This is a genomic window from Psychrobacter sp., from assembly GCF_030454045.1.
Classification (GTDB): domain Bacteria; phylum Pseudomonadota; class Gammaproteobacteria; order Pseudomonadales; family Moraxellaceae; genus Psychrobacter.
This window is the reverse complement of sequence record NZ_JAKDJE010000004.1, coordinates 41,459-59,993: the sequence shown is the minus strand read 5'-3', so window position 1 is coordinate 59,993 and position 18,535 is coordinate 41,459. Positions and strand designations below refer to the sequence as shown.

The window sequence follows — 18,535 nt, the reverse complement described above, 5'->3', positions numbered from 1 at the left end:
ACTCGCTAGCATAGTTAAGATGGTAAGTGAACTGACTGTATTAAAGGGTACGTAGGTGCTTTTTATCGGTTTTGCCCACGGCGGTTAGGGGCATGGACTCAATAAACTTGAAACGATCAGGAATCTTGTACTGAGCAATGCCTGTGTTTAGCAAATAACGCCGTAGCGTTGATGCTTTGATATTAGGGTCACGAGAGATAATGTAGAGGCAACTTTTTTCACCAAGGCGCGGGTCGGTGATGGCGATGAGCGCGGCGTTTAACACATCAGGATGCGCGAGAATGAGGTTTTCAATTTCCTCAGAAGCGATCTTCTCTCCGCCACGATTGATCTGGTCTTTGACGCGCCCCACAACGCGCAAATTGCCCTCAGGGGTGCGCTGTACCAAGTCACCAGAGGCATAGTAGCCATTCTTATCAAATGCGTTGGTATTATGCTCAGGACTTTGGTAATACCCGCAAAAAGTGTAAGGCCCGCGGGTGGTCAGCATGCCCACCTCACCCTCTGGGACAGGATTGCCTTGCTCATCAACAATCATCACCTCATCATCTGGACTTATCGGCCGTCCTTGGCTGGTGAAGATTTGTTCATCAGGATCATCTAAGCGGGTGTAATTCACCAGCCCCTCAGCCATACCAAAGACCTGCTGTAAAGCACAGCCAAATACCGTGGGCACTTTTCGTGCAAGCGTCTCAGGGAAATTTGCCCCGCCAACCTGTATCAGCTGCAAGGTTTGCAGCTGTGCTGTGTGTTTGGGCGCTTGCTCTATCCACGCCACGACCGCACTTGGTACTAGTGACGCCATAGTGACACGATAACGCGCAATGATTGAAAAGCAATTTAAAGGCTCAGGATCAGGTGCCATAACGACTGTGCCTCCTGCATACAGCACGCCAAGCGCGCCAGGAGAGCTCATCATAAAATTGTGCGGCGCCGGTAGCGCGCAGAGCAGCCGCGTATCAGTATCCAGTCTGCAAATATCAGCACTCGCTCTGACACTATAGTAATAGTCGTTATGTGTACGCGGGATCAGCTTGGGCGTGCCCGTACTACCGCCAGACAACTGAAAAAAGGCCACCTCATCGGCGGGGGTAGGTGAGTAGAGCACAGGATGTGCATCATCAGTATCCACCATATCGCTGCCTGCTATCCATGTCTCCAGTCTGTACTTACTTGCAGTGTCATTCAGTGTTAAGACAAGCTGCGGACTCAGATCGGTAGCATGAAGCTCATTAATAAAGTCGTCGTCTTTAAAGACCTCGTGAGTCGCTGACACGATCAGCAACTGTGGCTTAATTTGCTGACAGAAGCTGCGTAGCTCATGCTGCCGATGGGAATAAAGCGCATTTAAGGGAGCGACGCCTATTTTTAATAGCGCAAAAAAAACAATATAAAATTCAGCCGTGTTGGGCAGCTGCACCAAGGCGGTGTCTCCTTTGCCAATACCTTGAGCGTTGATGCGATGGGCTAAATTGGTAGACAAGTCATCTAACGCTTGATAGCTGAACTGACGATTACCGCAAATCAGCGCCGTCGCCTTAGGGTCGCTAGCGCAACGCTGAGATAGGATATGTGTCAGTGGTTCATTGATCCAGTAGCCTTGGGCTATATAGTGCTGCGCTCTGTTTTTTGGCCAAGGATAAAATTTAATAAGCGATTTAATCATATTCTCAAAACCTTAGCGAAACGGTGCTACGTCATAGTAAAAAAAGGGATATCAGAGCAATAAAAAAATAATTATCAATTATTGTTTGTAAATGTTAATGCTAATGATTATCATTTGTGATACAGTGCCTCATATATATTATTTTGTCAACTGAGTAAGCACATAATGAGTGAATTAACTCCCATGCAAGCCGCATGCTGGTTTGGCCGTATCAGCGAGTCTGAATTTTTAGGTGGGGTGGCCGCCCATCTTTATGTTGAATTTGACGGGCAATCAATTGATTTACAAAAGCTAGAGTCGGCCTTACAGCATATGCATTTAAGGCATTCTATCTTGAGAATGCGCCTCAGCTCAGATGGCATTCCTACTATTGCCGCATCTGCACCAAAAACCCTGCTTGAAGTTGATGATTTAAGCGTGCTGACTCCCCAAAAGCAAGTACAGTATTTGGAAAATAAACGCGAGCAATGGACGCACCAGCAGCTGGATTTGACCAGTGGTCAAACGGCAAGGTACTCCGTCAGCCTGCTCAATCAATCAAACTTTCGTTTGCATATTGACACGGATATGATCGCGGTCGATCCCTCCAGCTTTTGTCAGTTGATAGAGGGTTTGGCGGCGTGTTATCAAGGTATAGACATCACTTCTACGCCTGTTGTCTGCTTTTTTGATTGGCATGAGGCCATGCAAGCAGATGCAAGCATCAAGCAGCGCCATCATAGAGACAAATCATGGTGGCGGGCGCGTCTTCCAGGCATCGCTCCAATGCCCTCATTACCAGTGGGTGATAGCGCAGCAAAAACGGCGCAGAGTCATTGTCTCAGTGAGCAGCTGACAAGCGTAGAGTACCAAGCGTTACAGCAGCTGGCGCGTCAGCGAAAAATCACCTTTTCTAGCATAATGCTTGGTCTGTTCGCTTTTGCCTTGAGTCAGGCCACCCAAGATACTTTCTTTAGACTCAATGTCCCAACCTTTTGGCGCGCGCCTGTGGTAGACCATATTGACCAGTGTATTGGCGATTTTTCTAATTTTGTCATTGTCAATATAGACACAGCGACAGCCAAAACCTTGGGTACGCTGTGTCAAAATGTGGCTGATCAGATGATTGAGCTGCTAGACCATGCCCATTATGCGGGTGTCAACATCATGAGGGATTTGTCTCGCTATCATGGTGCGGCCCAGCAGACGCCTGTGGTGTTTACTGCCGCTTTGGATTTACCGCAAGGAATGCTGTTTTCTGAAAATGTCAAACAAGCCTTTGGTGACATGATATGGACAACGTCTCAAGGTCCGCAGGTTGCCTTGGATGCTCAGGTGGTACGCGTAGAGAGTGGGATATTGGTAAATTGGGATATACGTCTGGACACATTGCCACTGGCGTGGGTCACCGCGCTGTTTCACTCATTTATCGGCTTATTGAGAGAAGTTAGTCAAAATCCTACTGTTCTTGATATGGCGTTTAATCGACTGCCCAAAGGCATTATTTATCAACCTGAGCCGCAAACTAGTCATCAAAGCGAGCAGCCATCTGATCATAAAACCATAGTGACTGACGAGCAGCCATTGTCCGCGATACAAGAAGCCTATCTACTTGGTCGTACGACACAGTTGCCGCTTGGCGGCGTTGCCATGCAGGAGTTCCGTGAATACTATGGTCGTATGGATATGACTGTGCTCAAGCAGCGCTTGACGGATATTGTTAAGCGGCATGAGAGTCTACGCACTCATATCAATATGACCACACTGACTCAGTATGTGTGTAATGACCTCTATGTCAATCTACAAGAGATTGATCTGCACCACCTCTCAGCCAAAGAGGCCACTATCTATCTACAGTCTTATCGAGAGACGTATACGCACCAAATGTTTGATTTGCAGGGCGCGCCTTGGAACATCACGGCCTTTCATTTAACAGATGGCTTGTTGCGCCTCTTTATACGTTTTGATGCGCTCATTCTTGATGGCCGCGCGATCGCGTCTTTAATGCTTGAGCTGTTTACAGCGCCGTCTGCCACAACCAAGGCTGTGACTGTGCCCGCTGTGATAACAGATATGCCTAAGGCTGAATCTAAAGCGGCGTCACGTGCAGCGGACATGGCCTATTGGGTACAAAAACTGTCTACCGTTACCAACGTGCCTACATTGCCATGGATCAGACCATTAAATGAGCTGGGCGCTGCCCATTTTGTGCGCCGCAGTTTGGTCGTACCAGCGGAGACGTTTCGGCAATTGGGAAAAATTGGGGCAAAACAAGGGCTGTTCAAAAACTCTGTGATTATGGCTCTCATTCTAGAGCTGCTCTCACAAGTGCAGACGAAGCAATCCATAGTGGTTGCGGTGCCTGTTTTACCCTTATACACAGGCACGCTTGTCAATAACTCCACGTTTATGGCGGTTGAGTGGCTAGTTGGTTCAGAAAATTTCGTTAAGCAAGCCTCAAATTTGCAAGTCGATGTGCTCGAAGGCTTACAGCATTTGTCATTTTCAGGGGTGGATTTGGCGCGATTGCTCTTTGAAAAACTCAATGCCGCGCCTGTGTTGCCTATCGTGATTACCAACGGTCTGTCTTGGCCGGTACTGACCATAGATCATGACATGTGCTTAGAACGTGGACTGACGCAAACGCCGCAGGTAGCGATCGATATTCGCTTTACCACTCAGCATGATGGCGCGCTCGTGTTTGATATTGACCATGTGCCCAAAGCCATTGCTACCAAGACCATTGACTGCTTATTGCAGGCTATAGATACCGCGATTCATCAAATTGTCGCCTCACAAGCCTTTCACTTTGATGTCTCACCATATCTTCCTGTCGCTATAGAGCACAGCGCTGACATGACGACCACGTTTTGCCAGCAAGCCTTATTTGATATTTATCTAGACATCATCGGTCAGGTGAGTGATACGCCTGTCGATAAAACCATGAATTTTATGACCATGGGTCTGCGTCCTCAGCACCTCAAAACCATCTCAAAGCGCCTTTATGACACTTATGCAGTGCAGCTCTCGCCAGCGCAGCTATTGCATTGCCGCAATGTAACTGAGGTGCAGCGGCTCTTAAAGACTGGATAGGCCACGCAACAAAGCGCCGCAAAAGAGACATGCTGCTGCAACGACATATCAAAAAACCAGCACTATTGAATATTGGAACCGTTTGACATTAAGGGCTTATGCACAATGAATAAAAAAATTGCTGACATTATAGGTATTGGTCTTGGACCCTTTAATCTGGGCTTGGCGGCATTGCTCTCAGAGCACCGCACTGTTCAGGCGAGATTTTTAGAGCGTAAGCACGAGTTTCAGTGGCACAAGGGACTGCTTTTGTCTGGTGCGACGCTACAAGTCCCTTTTTTTGCCGACCTTGTCACGATGGCAGATCCGTGCCATACGCTGAGCTATTTGAACTATTTACATCAGCATGACCGCTTATACCAGTTTTATTACTATGAACACTTTTTAATCCCGCGCGTTGAATACAATCACTATTGCCGCTGGGCCGTCACACAGTTACCCAGCTGCTATTTTGGTGAGCATGTCGATGATATTACTTATGATGCCAAGCAAGACCACTTTGTCATCGACAGCACATTAGCATCAGGAGAAAAAACGCAATATCGCAGCACCAACTTGGCCATTGGTATTGGTACAAGACCGAATATGCCCAAATGGCTGGCCGATAGTAATCATCCTTTGGTCAAGCATGCCGCTGAGTTTGCCTCCTTACAACAAGCCTTAGCGCAATGCCAAAAAGTGACCGTTGTTGGCTCAGGACAAAGTGCGGCTGAGTGTGTACTAGCACTGCTAGGATCATTGACACCTACTCAAGTTGCCGCAGGAGCGGGCATTCGCTGGATCAGCCGCTCAGCAGGATTTCATCCTATGGAGTCCTCAAAGCTTGGTCAAGAGTGCTTTACACCCGCTTATATGCAGTACTTCCAAAGCCTGTCTCGAGAGAAACGCCGTGACATCGCAGGGGATCAAGGGCTGTTATATAAAGGAATCAGCTGCTCAACCATCGCCGATATATATGATCTGCTGTATGAGCGTTCCATCGGTGGAAAGCCTACGGGCTTATCTTTACATCCAAACTGCGAAGTGGAATCTATTGTAGAAAACGCCCAGTCAGGGGCGCTTGAGATCAAGTGTTTGCACACGCAGCTAGCGCAGCGCTTTACCCTAGAGACAGACGCCGTGATTGCTGCTGTCGGTTATGTGCATGACTGGCCACAATGGCTCACGCAATTAAAAGGGTCGGTACTGGCAACGGACAGTAAGGATGATTTTATAGTGCAAGAAGACTTTACGGCGCTTAGGTGTGATACAGGTTTGGGGCGAATCTTTATACAAAATTCAGAAATATTCCAACAAGGGGTCGGTTCTCCAGATTTGGGTATTGGTGCCAATCGAAATGCAGTGATTATCAATCAGGTATTGGGGCGCGAGGTGTATCGCATTCCTAGCTGTACGGCCTTTCAAACGTACGGTATTCCTAAGGATGCGCTCTTAGATCAGTAATGAGGCTTAGGGTATTTTGATCAGGGTAAATAAATGAACCACTTACGTGTTTGGTGGTCAACAAATGGGATGCTGTCTTACTGACAGTAAGCACAGCCTTTTTTTCTGTTTTTTATTATAAGTATAGTGGGGCATGTCCGCATCGGTCTTATGATTCCGATAGTGTGTGTTAAAACAGCTGAATTTTGTTAGACCGTGCCAAGTATGGCTATATTTACAGCAATGTTTTTTGCTGTTTATGGCGATATTTGTGGTTTGACGCATCACTAACACAGCTGTGTCACCACTGATGCTTATGAGTGAAACTCTATTCTCAAGCGCAGCAGATTTTTCATGATATTAAGGTTGTCAGTTTTATTTGCCACGTTATGTCTGGCCTCTCTTATGATTGGTACCAAACATATAATGTGGTCGGAATTATTTTCTTTTTCTACGGACGCATGGCTGACGCTTATGGCCAGTCGTATACCGCGGCTGATCGCGTTGATACTGACAGGGGTAGGGCTGTCGGTCAGTGGCGTTATTTTGCAGCATATCGTGCGTAACAAGTTTGTTGAGCCTGCAACATCAGGGGGAATGGATGCCGCCAAGCTTGGAATTTTAGTGTCACTGACGATGATTCCTGGTGCGAGTACTGGCAGTAAGATGATATTTGCACTGGTCTTTTGTTTTGCTACGAGTCTGATTTTTATTTATATTATCAGCCGTATTAAGCTTAAGCGTTCTGTACTGATTCCTGTCCTTGGCTTGATGTATGGCAGTGTACTCAGCGCCATCGCTGAGTTTTATGCGTACCAACACAATATCTTGCAAAGCATGCAAGGCTGGTTGTTGGGAGATTTTTCGCGGGTGGTTCAAGGGCATTATGAGCTGATTTATATTATCTTGCCCATCACTATTCTCGCTTATGTTTATGCGCATCGCTTTACGGTGGTCGGTATGGGTGAAGAGATGGCGGCCAGTTTGGGGCTGAGTTATGTCACCACTGCCGCTTTGGGTCTCATATTGGTATCAGTGACAGTCGCCGCATCAGTCATCACCATCGGTGCGATACCTTTTGTTGGGTTAGTCGTGCCCAATCTGGTGGCGTTAAAGTATGGAGAAAACCTGTCGCGAACGCTGCCCATTGTGGCGCTAGGCGGCGCATGTTTGCTGCTGCTGTGTGATGTGTTTGGCAGGCTGGTGATTTACCCCTTTGAAGTGCCCATTGGTCTTACGGCAGGCGGGCTTGGCGGCGTGGTCTTCCTCATGCTGATTATGAGGGGTGTCAGATGACGGTAACCACAAAGTTTCGAATAATGTTTGTATTGATTATTATCTTGGCGCTTATCTTTTTATTCATCGGCTCAGGTCTAGATTTTGATTATTTGATTCCTAAGCGCTTGATTCGCTTGGCCACCATTATTTTGGGTAGTGTTTGCTTGGCTTTTTCAGCCATCATTTTTCAGACGATTGTGGGCAATCGAATTTTAGCGCCTTCGATCATGGGTTACGAAGCGGTTTATTTATTATGGCAAGTGCTATTGCTCTTTTTGATGGGTACGCAAGGGCTACTGTTTTTGGGGGTGAGCGGCAACTTTATGGTCTCTATCGCGCTGATGCTGGCGTATTCGTGGGCACTGCACCATTGGCTATTTCCGCGCTGTAAGAACGATGTTTACACCTTGCTGTTATTTGGCTTGGTGCTGACTATGGTGATTGGCACAGTGACTCAGTTTATTCAATTGCGTATCAGCCCTGGCGAGTTTTCTGTTTTTCAGGGTTTGAGCTATACCTCATTCAATCGATCTCAGCCTGAGACGTTGTTTTATGGGGTACTTGCGGTTGCAACCGCGCTATGGGTTGGCCGCAAAACCTTGCCTATATTAGATGTGTTGGCGTTGGGTCGTGATCAGGCACAGTCCCTTGGGGTGAATCATACCAAGTATGTCAAACGGTATTTGGCACTCATTGCTATTTTGGTGGCAGTGTCTACAAGCTTGATTGGCCCTACGGTGTTTATGGGGGTGTTTGTTGCTAATATCGCGTATGTGCTTGCAGGTAGTAACCGCCACAAGGTCACGTTGCCAATGGCCTGCGCCATTACGATTGCTATCTTTTTAGTGGCTCAGATTTTTGTTGAGCACGTCTTTAATTATAAAACCAGCGTCAGTATTCTTGTCAACCTTGTGGGTGGTATCTATTTTCTAGCGCTGACGGTTCGTACTAGAGGGTTTACATGATTACGATTAACAATGTGTATAAAAGCTATGGCAGCAAAAGTGTTCTGTCTGAGATCAGTTTGGCTTTTCCTAAGGGCGGAGTGACGTCGTTGATTGGCCCTAATGGGGCTGGGAAATCCACGCTATTGATGATGATGGCCAGACTGCTAGAACCAAGTGGCGGTGAGGTTTTATTCGAGGGTCGCGACATCAGTGATATCCGAACTGCTGAATATGCTCATCATGTAGCGACGCTGCGTCAGTCGCCTGGGTTTAATCTGCGCTTAACGGTGGAGGAACTGATTTCTTTTGGACGCTTTCCGTATAGCCGCGGTGCGTTGACGGCAGAAGATCACCATATCATTGATGATGCCATTGAGTTTTTGGCATTAGCGCCTTTACGCTACGCTTATTTAGATGAATTGAGCGGTGGTCAACGGCAGATGGCTTTTTTGGCAATGACCATCGCCCAGCAGACGGATGTGTTGTTGCTGGATGAGCCTTTGAATAATTTGGATATGAAGCATGCAGTACACATCATGCAAGCGTTACGGCGTTTATGTGACGAGCAGGGTCGGACGGTGATTTTGGTGATTCACGATATCAACTTTGCGGCCAATTATTCAGATCATATCGTAGCATTAAAAAATGGGACACTGCGTTTTAGTGGCTCATCTGAGCAGGTGGTGACCGAAAGTAACTTGAGTGAATTGTATGATCTTGAGTTTGAGATTATTCGTAGTGAACGTGGTTGTTTATGCAATTACTTTAATTTATCAGGAGTGAGTATATGAATGTAAGAAAACAAGGTTGGGTATGGATGCTTGCCATCATGGCAGCCATCCCCTTACAAGGCTGTGAAAAAGCATCTCATGAGTCTGCTGCGTCGCAGACGCTAAAGACGCCCATCACCATCGAGCATGAACTTGGTACGACCGTGCTCGATCATCGTCCGCAGCGGGTTGCCGTGCTCGATATGAACGAAGCTGACTTTCTAGACCAGCTTGGTGTACCGATTGCAGGCATGGTCAAAGACTACGTGCCGCATTTTTTGGCTCAATACAAACAAAATGCTGATATAGAGGATTTAGGGGCTATTGTTCAGCCCAATATGGAACGCATATATGCGCTACATCCTGACCTTATTTTGATGACTCCGCTACATGCAGCAAACTATCAAGAGCTGTCCGAGATTGCACCAACGCTACACTTCGATGTGAGCTTTAATGACAGTCAGGCGCATCATGTCGAAAATGTTGAAAATCACCTGTTGGCCTTGGGTAAGATTTTTGATAAAGAAGCTTTGGCAAAAGAGCAGGTCGCGCAGCTAGAAGCAAGAGTGCAAGACGTACAAGCAGTAACAAAAAATCGCCCAGAAAAAGCGCTGGTGGTACTGCATAACAATGGGGCTTTTAGTAATTTTGGCGTGCATTCTCGCTATGGTTTTATCTTTAATGACTTAGGTGTCAAGCCAGCAAGCACACTTGACGATACCAGCCTGCACGGTCAGCCGATTTCTAGTGAGTTTATACAGCAAGCAGATCCTGACATCATCTATATCGTCGACCGTACTGCGGTTATGGAGCATCGCGCGACCATCAGCCCTGATGACGTGAGCAATCCGTTACTGCGTCAAACCAAAGCATGGAAAAACGGCCACGTTGTGTTTGTTGATGCCGATGCATGGTATATCACTGCAGCCAGTCCGACCTCGTTGAACATTATGATGGATGATGTGTTAAAGGGTTATCAGACGACCTCTTAAAGACATCAATGTATCACGGATACTATCGTTGATCTAATTTAAGAGTGGTACAAGGCAACTGAGTACAGATGTATATGTCATATTTCAAGCGAGGTTAACGCTGTAACGCTTTTATAGTGGATTGACTATATCAGATAATTAGTATTGCCAAGAAAGGCAGGCAAGTTGCTCAATCGAAGCTAAAATAAGTTATTTTTTAGCTTCTTTATGTAAATAGTTATCATTTGTATTTTTATTATCATTATTTTTTATTAACTTAATACTTATTTGTTTATCAAAACGACAGGATATCGCTATGTCTCAACTTCAACAACATTCAAGCCAACACCCCAACGTCAAGCAATCTTTCACAGAGCACAAACCATTTTTTGTTCTCAATTATTTTGTCTCAGCAAAACTGGCACTTTTATGTGGGGCAGCTGCTGGTACTGTATTTTTGGGTATGCCCGCCGCTTATGCCCAGACCAACGGTACGCCAGTCAGTAGTACACAAGCCACTGATATGACCATTACTGCACAAAACCAGAGCACAGAAGCGGATCAAGACCTACCAACGGTCACACTACCAGCAATCACGGTTGAAGCTGACGTTGAGGAGAACTCTAACTATGCTGGCGGGCAGGTGACATACACCAATAATATGGGATTTTTGGGTAATAAAGACTTTTTAGACACGCCATTTAGTGCCATCAGTTACACCGATAAATTCATCGCTGACCAACAAGCGGTAGATATTACCGATGTTATTGCTGCAACGGATCCCGCTGTTTATACCAGCGGTGCCAGTGGAGAGAGTCTTGAAAGTTATTATATTCGTGGTTTTGCGTCGAGTAGTAATGATGTGACCGTCAATGGATTGACTGGTATGGCACCTTACTATCGTAGCTCACCTGAAATGTTTGAGCGTGTTGAGGTGCTCAAAGGTCCATCAGCAATGCTCAATGGCATGTCTCCCAACGGCTCTATCGGCGGTTCTGTCAACCTAGTCACCAAACGAGCAGGGGATGAGCCGCTGACACAGCTGACCACTAGATATCTATCAGACTCACAATTGGGCGCGCATGTCGATATAGGTCGCCGCTTTGGTGAAGACAAGCAATTTGGTGTTCGTATAAATGGGGCTTATAGAGAGGGTGATAGCGCCGTTGATGATCAAGAAAAGCAAGCGCAATCAGCAGCTATTGCACTGGACTGGCGCGGTGAGCGTGCACGAGTATCCGCCGACCTTTATACGACAACAGACCATGTGGATGGGCCGACTCGAGGAGTTACATTAGCATCAGGTGTTGATATTCCTAGTGTTCCAGATCCAGATACATTATTAAATCCCAGTTGGGCCTATTTTGAGACTCAAACCAAAGGGGCCATAGGACGCGCTGAATTTGATATCAATGACCAATTGACAACGTATGCCTCCATGGGGGTAACCAAATGGAATTATGACGGACTCAGTGCAGATAATGCTCAGATATCTAATACTGATGGAGATATCAGTACCACCGTTGGATACGTAGGCGATGACAACGAAAGAAGATCGCTTGAAGTAGGCTTAAATGGTCAATTCCAAACGGGCAATATTGGACACCAAATAGCAGTCAATGCCACCCGCTATGAAGAGGAATACAATTTGTATGCAGCAAGATTCCGTGGTGTCAGTGTTGATACCAATATCTACGACCCTGTGTGGGGATCCAGACCTGATTTAGATCTGAATCCGCCACTTTTAACTGCGACAGACACCGAATTGACCAGCTATGGCATTGCAGACACGTTATCGTTTGATCAGGATAAATACCAACTCACCTTAGGGGCTCGCTATCAACAGCTAAAAACAGAACAAACAGGCGGCATGTTATCAACAGGTGCCAAATATGATGAAAATGCCGTAACGCCGTCAGTGGCGCTCTCAGTAAAGATAACCGACCAGACGTCTTTGTATGCAAATTACATAGAAGGACTAAGTAAAGGAGATACAGCACCAACAGATGCAGAAAATGCTGGCGAGATATTTGCGCCTTATAAGACCAAACAAAAAGAAGTCGGTATAAAAATCGATCTTGGTAATTTCTCTCATACTCTAAGTGCTTATGAAATCGAAAAACCCAACAGTTATACCGATACCGATACCAATATTTTTTCTTATGCTGGTGCTCAGCGTAATCGAGGCCTGGAGTGGGGCGTGTTTGGCTCGCCTGCTGAAAATGTACGCTTAATGGGTGGTATCAGCTATATTGATGCTAAGTTGACTAAAATGAATGATGGGGTTAACGAAGGCAACCAAGCGGCTGGTGTGCCAAAGTGGCAATCTAAAATCGGCGTAGAGTGGGATTTACCTCTCGTAGAAAATTTGACGCTAACAGCAAATGCAAATGCGGTGTCTAAACAATATCTCGAAAATGACAATATACAGTCCCTACCAGGTCGCACTATATATGGTGTGGGTGCGCGCTATTTGACTTCTGTTAATGACAAACCACTGACACTGCGCGGTAGTGTCGAAAACGTGATGAATAAGGCCTATTGGACAACGGCACATTACAACGATTTGGCCATAGGTGAGCCGCGTACGTTCTTGCTGTCAGCAACGATGGATTTTTGATTTGACCCAAGGGTTTTCGAAATTGTATAACTGATGAAGGCTCAGCCCTGCATGCTATATAAGTAATAGCATGCAGGGTTTTTTTGATCTATGAAGTCAAGATTAATCTATTCAATGTGTAGGTATTAGCCGCTACAAACCATGAGGCTGTACAGCTTCAATGGTTATTTAACACCGCAAACCTAATTTCATAAAAGTATAATCCCATGAACTTATTGTACGGTAGCCTTAGTTTAACATAATATACATTATGCGAAAACAAACCAGCGGTTTCAGTATAAGAGTAAATATCAATCTGCGTCATATAGCTTGGCGCTAACATTTTTAATATCAATTCAGTTTTCTACTAACGACACGCTTCAAGCAAATGCTGACTCAAAGTTCCACCGTCTTCATTCAAAATGACATCTGCGATTTGGCAATCTCCATTCTTATCAGCAGAATCGCACGTCAATTTATAATAGATATCACCACCTTGCGCCAAGCTGACTTGAACCAATCCTTGCTCAGTCATCGATATTTTTTTGTCTTGAGTATAATCAGGATCTTGAGAATTCCACAACACATCATAATCGATATTGCACGACATTTGATGTTTATCAAAATAATCTTGTTCTAGTTGCATAGCCGCTTGCAAATCTTCATTGGCATATTGCTGTAGCACCGCAGGATTGCTCATGCCTTCATCCCCGATGTCTTGCTGATACATCTTTGTGATGGTTGCAATCTTCATGGCTGCTTGCTTAGGCGATACGTTTGTCAAATCTGCTGTTGCATTTCCGATAGTCATCAGTCCTGTCGTCAATAGCAATGTCAGCGATTTATAGGTTGGCATGGTGCTCTCTACAGAATTTTCTAGGATAAGTGTTACGATCCATTACATCATAGCCATATTAGGACTTTGCTGTCTTATCGTATCATTCAGGTTTACTTACCAAAATTCTGCTTACATATCATTGATATTGCCTGCTAACAACCTTGATTGCTGGCTCTTGTACCAATTTTTAGCAATCCATCATTTCTATACAATTTTCAATAACCACTATGGTAAGGATGCTTTTATGAGACTACCTGCTTTTTTTGATACGAAACTTGCCACATTGGCCTCTAGTAGCCTTTTATTGCTTACTTTGACTGCGACTGGTTGTCAGTCTGCCTCTGAGTCCAGCGAAGCGATTGTCGCTCAACCGACTAGTATCTCATCCCCCCCTACTAGCACCGATATCAGTCAACAAACCCTTAGACAGCAGGCACTGCGCATACAGCATGCATTGGCTAATAAAAATTTTTCTAGAATAGCCAATGACATTCACCCCACGCGTGGCGTACGTTTCTCAATGTATGCTTACGTACGCCCTGAGTCAGACAAGGTTTTTAGCCGCGAGCAATATGCACAGTATTTGCAGCAGTCCAAAATCCGCTTTACTTGGGGTGAACGTGACGGCTCTGGTGAGCCATTAATCATACCGCTACCAGAGTACCTAGACACTTGGGTAAAGGCCAAAACCTTTAATGACGCTACTCTTAGCGTCAATGAGTTTCAAAAAAGTGGCAATAGCATCAATAACCTAAATAAAATATATCAAAACTCTGATGTCGTTGAGTTTTACTATAAAGGTAGTGATGAATACAGCGGTTTAGACTGGCGGGTGTTGCGCTTGGTGTTTGATGAATATCAAGGGAAACGTTATCTCGTCGCTGTTATTAACGATCAGTGGACGGTTTAAATAACAGCGTAAGCATCTGAATGGTCAAATAAATGTATTAAAAAAGGGCAATGCTTCATACACGAAGCATTGCCCTTTTTAGATCTTTATCATATTGAATTATATTCAATTTTTGATATATAAATTTAAAATTATGCTTTTGCCTAAAGTGGACTTTACTTAAAAAACTTCGTCATAATCTCATAAATATCAGGATACGCGTCAACCAGCTTTTGCGGGGTTTCAAAAAACACCTCGCTCAATACCGCAAAAAACTCGGCAGGGTTGGTCGCACCATAACGGTCTAAGCCTGATTTGCGATGCGTTTGAAAATCCTCAAAATCGCGAGTCATAATCTGTGTCCAGCGCTCAGGATCCATATCAGGCTGCATCGGTGGAAAGCCATTGGAGCGGCCATTCATCATATCAAGCTTATGCACAAACTCGTGAATAACGACGTTATGACCGTCACGCTCGCCTGAGTGCTTAGCATCTTTCCATGACAGTATCACAGGCCCGCGCTGCCATGCTTCACCACTACGGTGCTGACTGCCCTCATGCACCACCCCAAACTCGTCCATGGTGGTTTGATTGCTCTTATATGAGCCGCGATAAATAATGATGGATGACCAGCCTTTATACCACTCAAGACCAAGATATAAGATCGGCAGGCAGGCTTGTAGCGCAATAGACTGTCTGACCGCATCGGTAACCTCGAACCCTTGTGCGCCGGTAATAGATTTATCCGCCAAAAACAGCGTCGTCAAGTCAAATAAACGGCCTCTCTCTTCCTCATTTAACCTATCAAGGATAGCGATACGTTCAGCCGCCCGCGCCCAGTCTTCATGCGTGAACTGGCTGTTGTCCAATATGCGCTGCTCGCGCCAGTCTTTTATGATGTCAAACATACACTTTATCCTTATCATTAGTCTTTTATGATGTCAAACATACACTTTATCCTTATCATTCTTAGTATATAGGCCAGCCATTCTACGTATACTATAGCGATAACCAGTAGCACGCCATGATAATTACTATATTAAAATGTATAAAAAACGCCGCTCATAAATAAATTACTGAGCGGCGCAGACTGTCATCCATACATTATGTTTTAAAATTTATACTGTAAGCCTAACTGTAATGACAGTTTAATCTTACCAAAAGGTTGCCGTATTGATGAGCGTGATGAATATTTTAATACCATCCGTCATAAATGGTCAGATACGTTACGTCGCACGTTAGTTGAATTGCCCAAATGCCCTGATAACTATTGGGGATAGACCTTTCACCCTTAGACCCAATTTGAAGACTGGTCGTCACATCAATAAAATCACACTAATAAAAACGGTGCGGTGCGACTGTCTTCTGATTGGGCCACGTCTTCTGGCGTTCCTTGAGCAACAATCAACCCGCCCTCATCACCCGCGCCTGGGCCAATATCAATTATCCAGTCGCTATTACTGGCTACTTGCATATCATGCTCAACCATGATGACCGTATTACCTGCATCGACAAGGCCGTTCAATTGAGCCATTAACATGGACACATCAGCAGGATGTAGCCCTGTGGTGGGCTCGTCCAGTATGTATAACGTATCGCCTCGCTGCGTGCGTTGTAGCTCAGTTGCCAGCTTGATGCGTTGCGCCTCGCCGCCTGACAGCTCAGTGGCTGGCTGACCCAAGCGCAGATAGCCAAGCCCAACCTGTAGCAACGCCTCTAAGGCACGCAAAATAGGCGCTTCATCTACAAAAAACTCATGAGCCGCCTCCACCGTCAAGTTCAGCACTTCAGCGATGTTCTTGTCTCGATACGTGATGGCAAGCGTCTCTTCATCATAGCGATCGCCATGACAGACTTGACACGGCGCATAGACACTGGGCAAAAACAGCAACTCTACACTGACAAACCCTAGGCCTTCGCAATTTGGACAGCGACCTTTTTTGGTGTTAAACGAGAAACGTCCAGCATCATAGCCATGTGCTTTTGCTTGCTTAGTTGCGGCAAACAGCTTACGTACGTCATCGAACAATCCTGTATAAGTCGCCAGATTGGAGCGCGGTGTCCGCCCAATCGCCTTTTGATTGATATTAATAAGACGACGGACTTGCTCCATGCCAGCGACAATTTCACCACCAGTGACTGTCTCAAGCTCTTGCTCAAGCAAATCTGCCTCACCTACAGGCGCTTCTGCAACCGTTTTTTGCCCCAGTGCTGCATTGACCAACTCAACCAATGCTTGGCTGACAAGACTCGACTTACCTGACCCTGATACACCTGTGACACTGGTCATTACCCCAAGTGGAAAGGCAATATCCAATCCTGTGATATTGTTGCGCTCAATGTTGGCAAGATTGAGCCATGCGGTTGGCTGTCTGGTATCAGCTTTCGACAGAGTATTAGGCATATCGTTGGCAAAGAGATATCGACCCGTATGTGACCCCTCAACCTCACGTAGCCCCGCTATAGGCCCACTATAGACGATCTCACCGCCATGCGTCCCAGCTTGTGGACCAACATCGACCACCCAATCAGCATGCTTAATGACACTCACATCATGCTCAACGACGAATACCGAATTGCCAGACGCAATCAGCTCATCTAACGCACCAAGCAGCGCCTGCGTGTCAGCAGGGTGCAGACCTGCTGATGGCTCGTCGAGGACATAGACCACGCCAAACAGCTGCGAGCGAATTTGGGTCGCTAATCGCAATCGTTGCAGTTCACCAGGCGATAGTGTTGGTGTGGTACGCTCAAGTGACAGATAACCGAGCCCAAGCCTTGTCAGTGCTTCGATACGCGAGAGAATATCACTGGCAATACGCTGAGCAACGATGGCTTTTTCGCGGTTTGGTGTGTCATCTGCCACTTTGGTGTGTGCTGTTTTCTCAAGTTTTTGGGCCATATCCGTCAATGTGAGCTGCGATAGCTCACCTATATCAAGTCCTGCAAATTTAACCGACAGTGATTCTTTCTTAAGTTTTTTGCCGTGACATTCTGGACACTCGGATATCTGCATAAATTGCGAAACGCGTTTCTTGGTGCGCGGGCTTTGAGTGGTCGCAAAAGAGTGCAAAACAAAGTTTTTGGCACTGGTAAATGTACCCATGTAATTTGGCTTCTCCCCTTTCTCAATCGCCTCTCGCGTTTGCGCGATATCGTACTCAGGGTAAACAGGTACCGTTGGCGTCTCATCGGTAAACAAAATCCAATCGCGGGTCTCTTTTGGTAAGGTGTGCCAAGGTTTATCAATATCATAGCCGAGCGTGGTCAATATACGGCTCAGGTTTTGACCTTGCCACGCTGGTGGCCATGCGGCAATAGCTCGCTCGCGAATGCTTTTGGTATTGTCTGGAACCAGCAATTCTTCGGTGACTTCAAATACACGGCCAATACCCGAACATCTTGGGCAAGCCCCATCTGGCGTATTGGGAGAAAATGCATCGGCATACAGCATTTCTTGGTCAGCAGGATATGCTCCTGCTCGTGAGTACAGCATACGTAAGCCATTAGAAATAGTCGTCACACTACCCACGGATGAGCGAACCGATGGTGTGCCTCTCTGCTGCTGCAGTGCCACGGCTGGCGGCAGCCCTTCGATGGCATCGACATCGGGCTCATCAACCTGATCGATCAGTCGTCTAGCATAAGGTGAGACCGAGTCAAGATAGCGCCGCTGTGACTCAGCAAACAAGGTTCCAAATGCCAGTGAGGATTTTCCCGATCCAGATATACCCGTAAAGACCACTAAGGCATTGCGCGGCAAATCCACATCGACGTTCTTTAAATTATGAACACGCGCACCTCTGACTTGGATATTTTCTTGATTAGGGTTGTATAGAGCGTTCTTGACGATACTTGTCTTATTTTCTGTTGCTTCTAATTGCTTTGGATTGGCCATGACGCTATTTTTCCTATTGAGACCCTATTTATTGCTAACGTATTTATTATTATTCATCTGAGTAGCAGGAAGGTTAACACGTACTCATGCAGGGGTGTGGCAATGCTTACGTATCAATAGCATAGATAGACAAAACGACAACTTAAGTCATTAGGCACCTTATAATAAAAAAACCCGCAATCATT

At 45.9% G+C, this 18,535-nt stretch carries 11 protein-coding genes and 1 pseudogene; 8 read left to right on the top strand and 4 right to left on the bottom strand.

Annotation, left to right across the window (positions count from 1 at the left end; genetic code table 11):
- Positions 1–40: 40 nt before the first annotated feature.
- Positions 41–1,666, bottom strand: coding sequence for a (2,3-dihydroxybenzoyl)adenylate synthase (locus L0G63_RS01500; RefSeq protein ID WP_301449069.1), 1,626 nt, complete (start codon positions 1,664–1,666; stop codon positions 41–43).
- Between the two features lie 91 nt (positions 1,667–1,757).
- On the opposite strand from L0G63_RS01500, the pseudogene L0G63_RS01495 reads away from it, so the two are divergent.
- The 7 genes and pseudogenes from L0G63_RS01495 to L0G63_RS01465 all read left to right on the top strand — a co-directional run bounded on the left by L0G63_RS01495 (position 1,758) and on the right by L0G63_RS01465 (position 12,746).
- Positions 1,758–4,738 (top strand): annotated as a pseudogene (locus L0G63_RS01495) (condensation domain-containing protein).
- Between the two features lie 105 nt (positions 4,739–4,843).
- Positions 4,844–6,181, top strand: coding sequence for a putative histamine N-monooxygenase (basC, locus tag L0G63_RS01490; protein WP_301449068.1), 1,338 nt, complete (start codon positions 4,844–4,846; stop codon positions 6,179–6,181).
- 333 nt (positions 6,182–6,514) lie between these two features.
- Complete coding sequence (locus L0G63_RS01485) at positions 6,515–7,456, top strand: ABC transporter permease (RefSeq protein WP_301449067.1); 942 nt, start codon at positions 6,515–6,517, stop codon at positions 7,454–7,456.
- Positions 7,453–8,403: an iron chelate uptake ABC transporter family permease subunit gene (locus L0G63_RS01480; RefSeq protein ID WP_301449066.1), complete on the top strand. Its 951-nt coding sequence runs from the start codon at positions 7,453–7,455 to the stop codon at positions 8,401–8,403. Before L0G63_RS01485 ends, L0G63_RS01480 begins: the two co-directional genes overlap by 4 nt.
- Positions 8,400–9,176, top strand: coding sequence for an ABC transporter ATP-binding protein (locus L0G63_RS01475; RefSeq protein WP_301449065.1), 777 nt, complete (start codon positions 8,400–8,402; stop codon positions 9,174–9,176). Before L0G63_RS01480 ends, L0G63_RS01475 begins: the two co-directional genes overlap by 4 nt.
- Positions 9,173–10,147, top strand: coding sequence for a siderophore ABC transporter substrate-binding protein (locus L0G63_RS01470; protein ID WP_301449064.1), 975 nt, complete (start codon positions 9,173–9,175; stop codon positions 10,145–10,147). Before L0G63_RS01475 ends, L0G63_RS01470 begins: the two co-directional genes overlap by 4 nt.
- 295 nt (positions 10,148–10,442) lie before the next feature.
- Entirely contained in the window at positions 10,443–12,746 is a 2,304-nt protein-coding gene (locus L0G63_RS01465) for a TonB-dependent siderophore receptor (RefSeq protein ID WP_301449063.1), read from the top strand.
- Between the two features lie 346 nt (positions 12,747–13,092).
- Here the strand turns inward: L0G63_RS01465 and L0G63_RS01460 are convergent, their stop codons facing one another.
- On the bottom strand, positions 13,093–13,581 hold the full coding sequence (locus tag L0G63_RS01460) for a hypothetical protein (protein ID WP_301449062.1): 489 nt from the start codon (positions 13,579–13,581) through the stop codon (positions 13,093–13,095).
- 226 nt (positions 13,582–13,807) lie between these two features.
- On the opposite strand from L0G63_RS01460, the gene L0G63_RS01455 reads away from it, so the two are divergent.
- On the top strand, positions 13,808–14,473 hold the full coding sequence (locus L0G63_RS01455) for a hypothetical protein (RefSeq protein ID WP_301449061.1): 666 nt from the start codon (positions 13,808–13,810) through the stop codon (positions 14,471–14,473).
- Positions 14,474–14,628: 155 nt separating this feature from the next.
- Here the strand turns inward: L0G63_RS01455 and L0G63_RS01450 are convergent, their stop codons facing one another.
- Positions 14,629–15,360, bottom strand: coding sequence for a zinc-dependent peptidase (locus L0G63_RS01450; protein ID WP_301449060.1), 732 nt, complete (start codon positions 15,358–15,360; stop codon positions 14,629–14,631).
- A gap of 422 nt (positions 15,361–15,782) precedes the next feature.
- Positions 15,783–18,350 carry an excinuclease ABC subunit UvrA gene (gene uvrA, locus L0G63_RS01445; RefSeq protein WP_301449059.1) on the bottom strand — a complete coding sequence of 856 codons (2,568 nt, stop codon included), beginning with the start codon at positions 18,348–18,350 and terminating at the stop codon, positions 15,783–15,785.
- Positions 18,351–18,535 lie beyond the last annotated feature (185 nt).

What these genes read in the sequence shown, in the direction of transcription:
- L0G63_RS01475 (WP_301449065.1), top strand. Translation starts at nt 8,400, where the DNA reads ATGATTACGATTAACAATGTGTATAAAAGCTATGGCAGCAAAAGTGTT.
- L0G63_RS01455 (WP_301449061.1), top strand. Translation starts at nt 13,808, where the DNA reads ATGAGACTACCTGCTTTTTTTGATACGAAACTTGCCACATTGGCCTCT.
- L0G63_RS01470 (WP_301449064.1), top strand. Translation starts at nt 9,173, where the DNA reads ATGAATGTAAGAAAACAAGGTTGGGTATGGATGCTTGCCATCATGGCA.
- L0G63_RS01485 (WP_301449067.1), top strand. Translation starts at nt 6,515, where the DNA reads ATGATATTAAGGTTGTCAGTTTTATTTGCCACGTTATGTCTGGCCTCT.
- uvrA (WP_301449059.1), bottom strand. Translation starts at nt 18,350, where the DNA reads ATGGCCAATCCAAAGCAATTAGAAGCAACAGAAAATAAGACAAGTATC.
- L0G63_RS01460 (WP_301449062.1), bottom strand. Translation starts at nt 13,581, where the DNA reads ATGCCAACCTATAAATCGCTGACATTGCTATTGACGACAGGACTGATG.
- L0G63_RS01465 (WP_301449063.1), top strand. Translation starts at nt 10,443, where the DNA reads ATGTCTCAACTTCAACAACATTCAAGCCAACACCCCAACGTCAAGCAA.
- L0G63_RS01500 (WP_301449069.1), bottom strand. Translation starts at nt 1,666, where the DNA reads ATGATTAAATCGCTTATTAAATTTTATCCTTGGCCAAAAAACAGAGCG.
- L0G63_RS01450 (WP_301449060.1), bottom strand. Translation starts at nt 15,360, where the DNA reads ATGTTTGACATCATAAAAGACTGGCGCGAGCAGCGCATATTGGACAAC.
- basC (WP_301449068.1), top strand. Translation starts at nt 4,844, where the DNA reads ATGAATAAAAAAATTGCTGACATTATAGGTATTGGTCTTGGACCCTTT.
- L0G63_RS01480 (WP_301449066.1), top strand. Translation starts at nt 7,453, where the DNA reads ATGACGGTAACCACAAAGTTTCGAATAATGTTTGTATTGATTATTATC.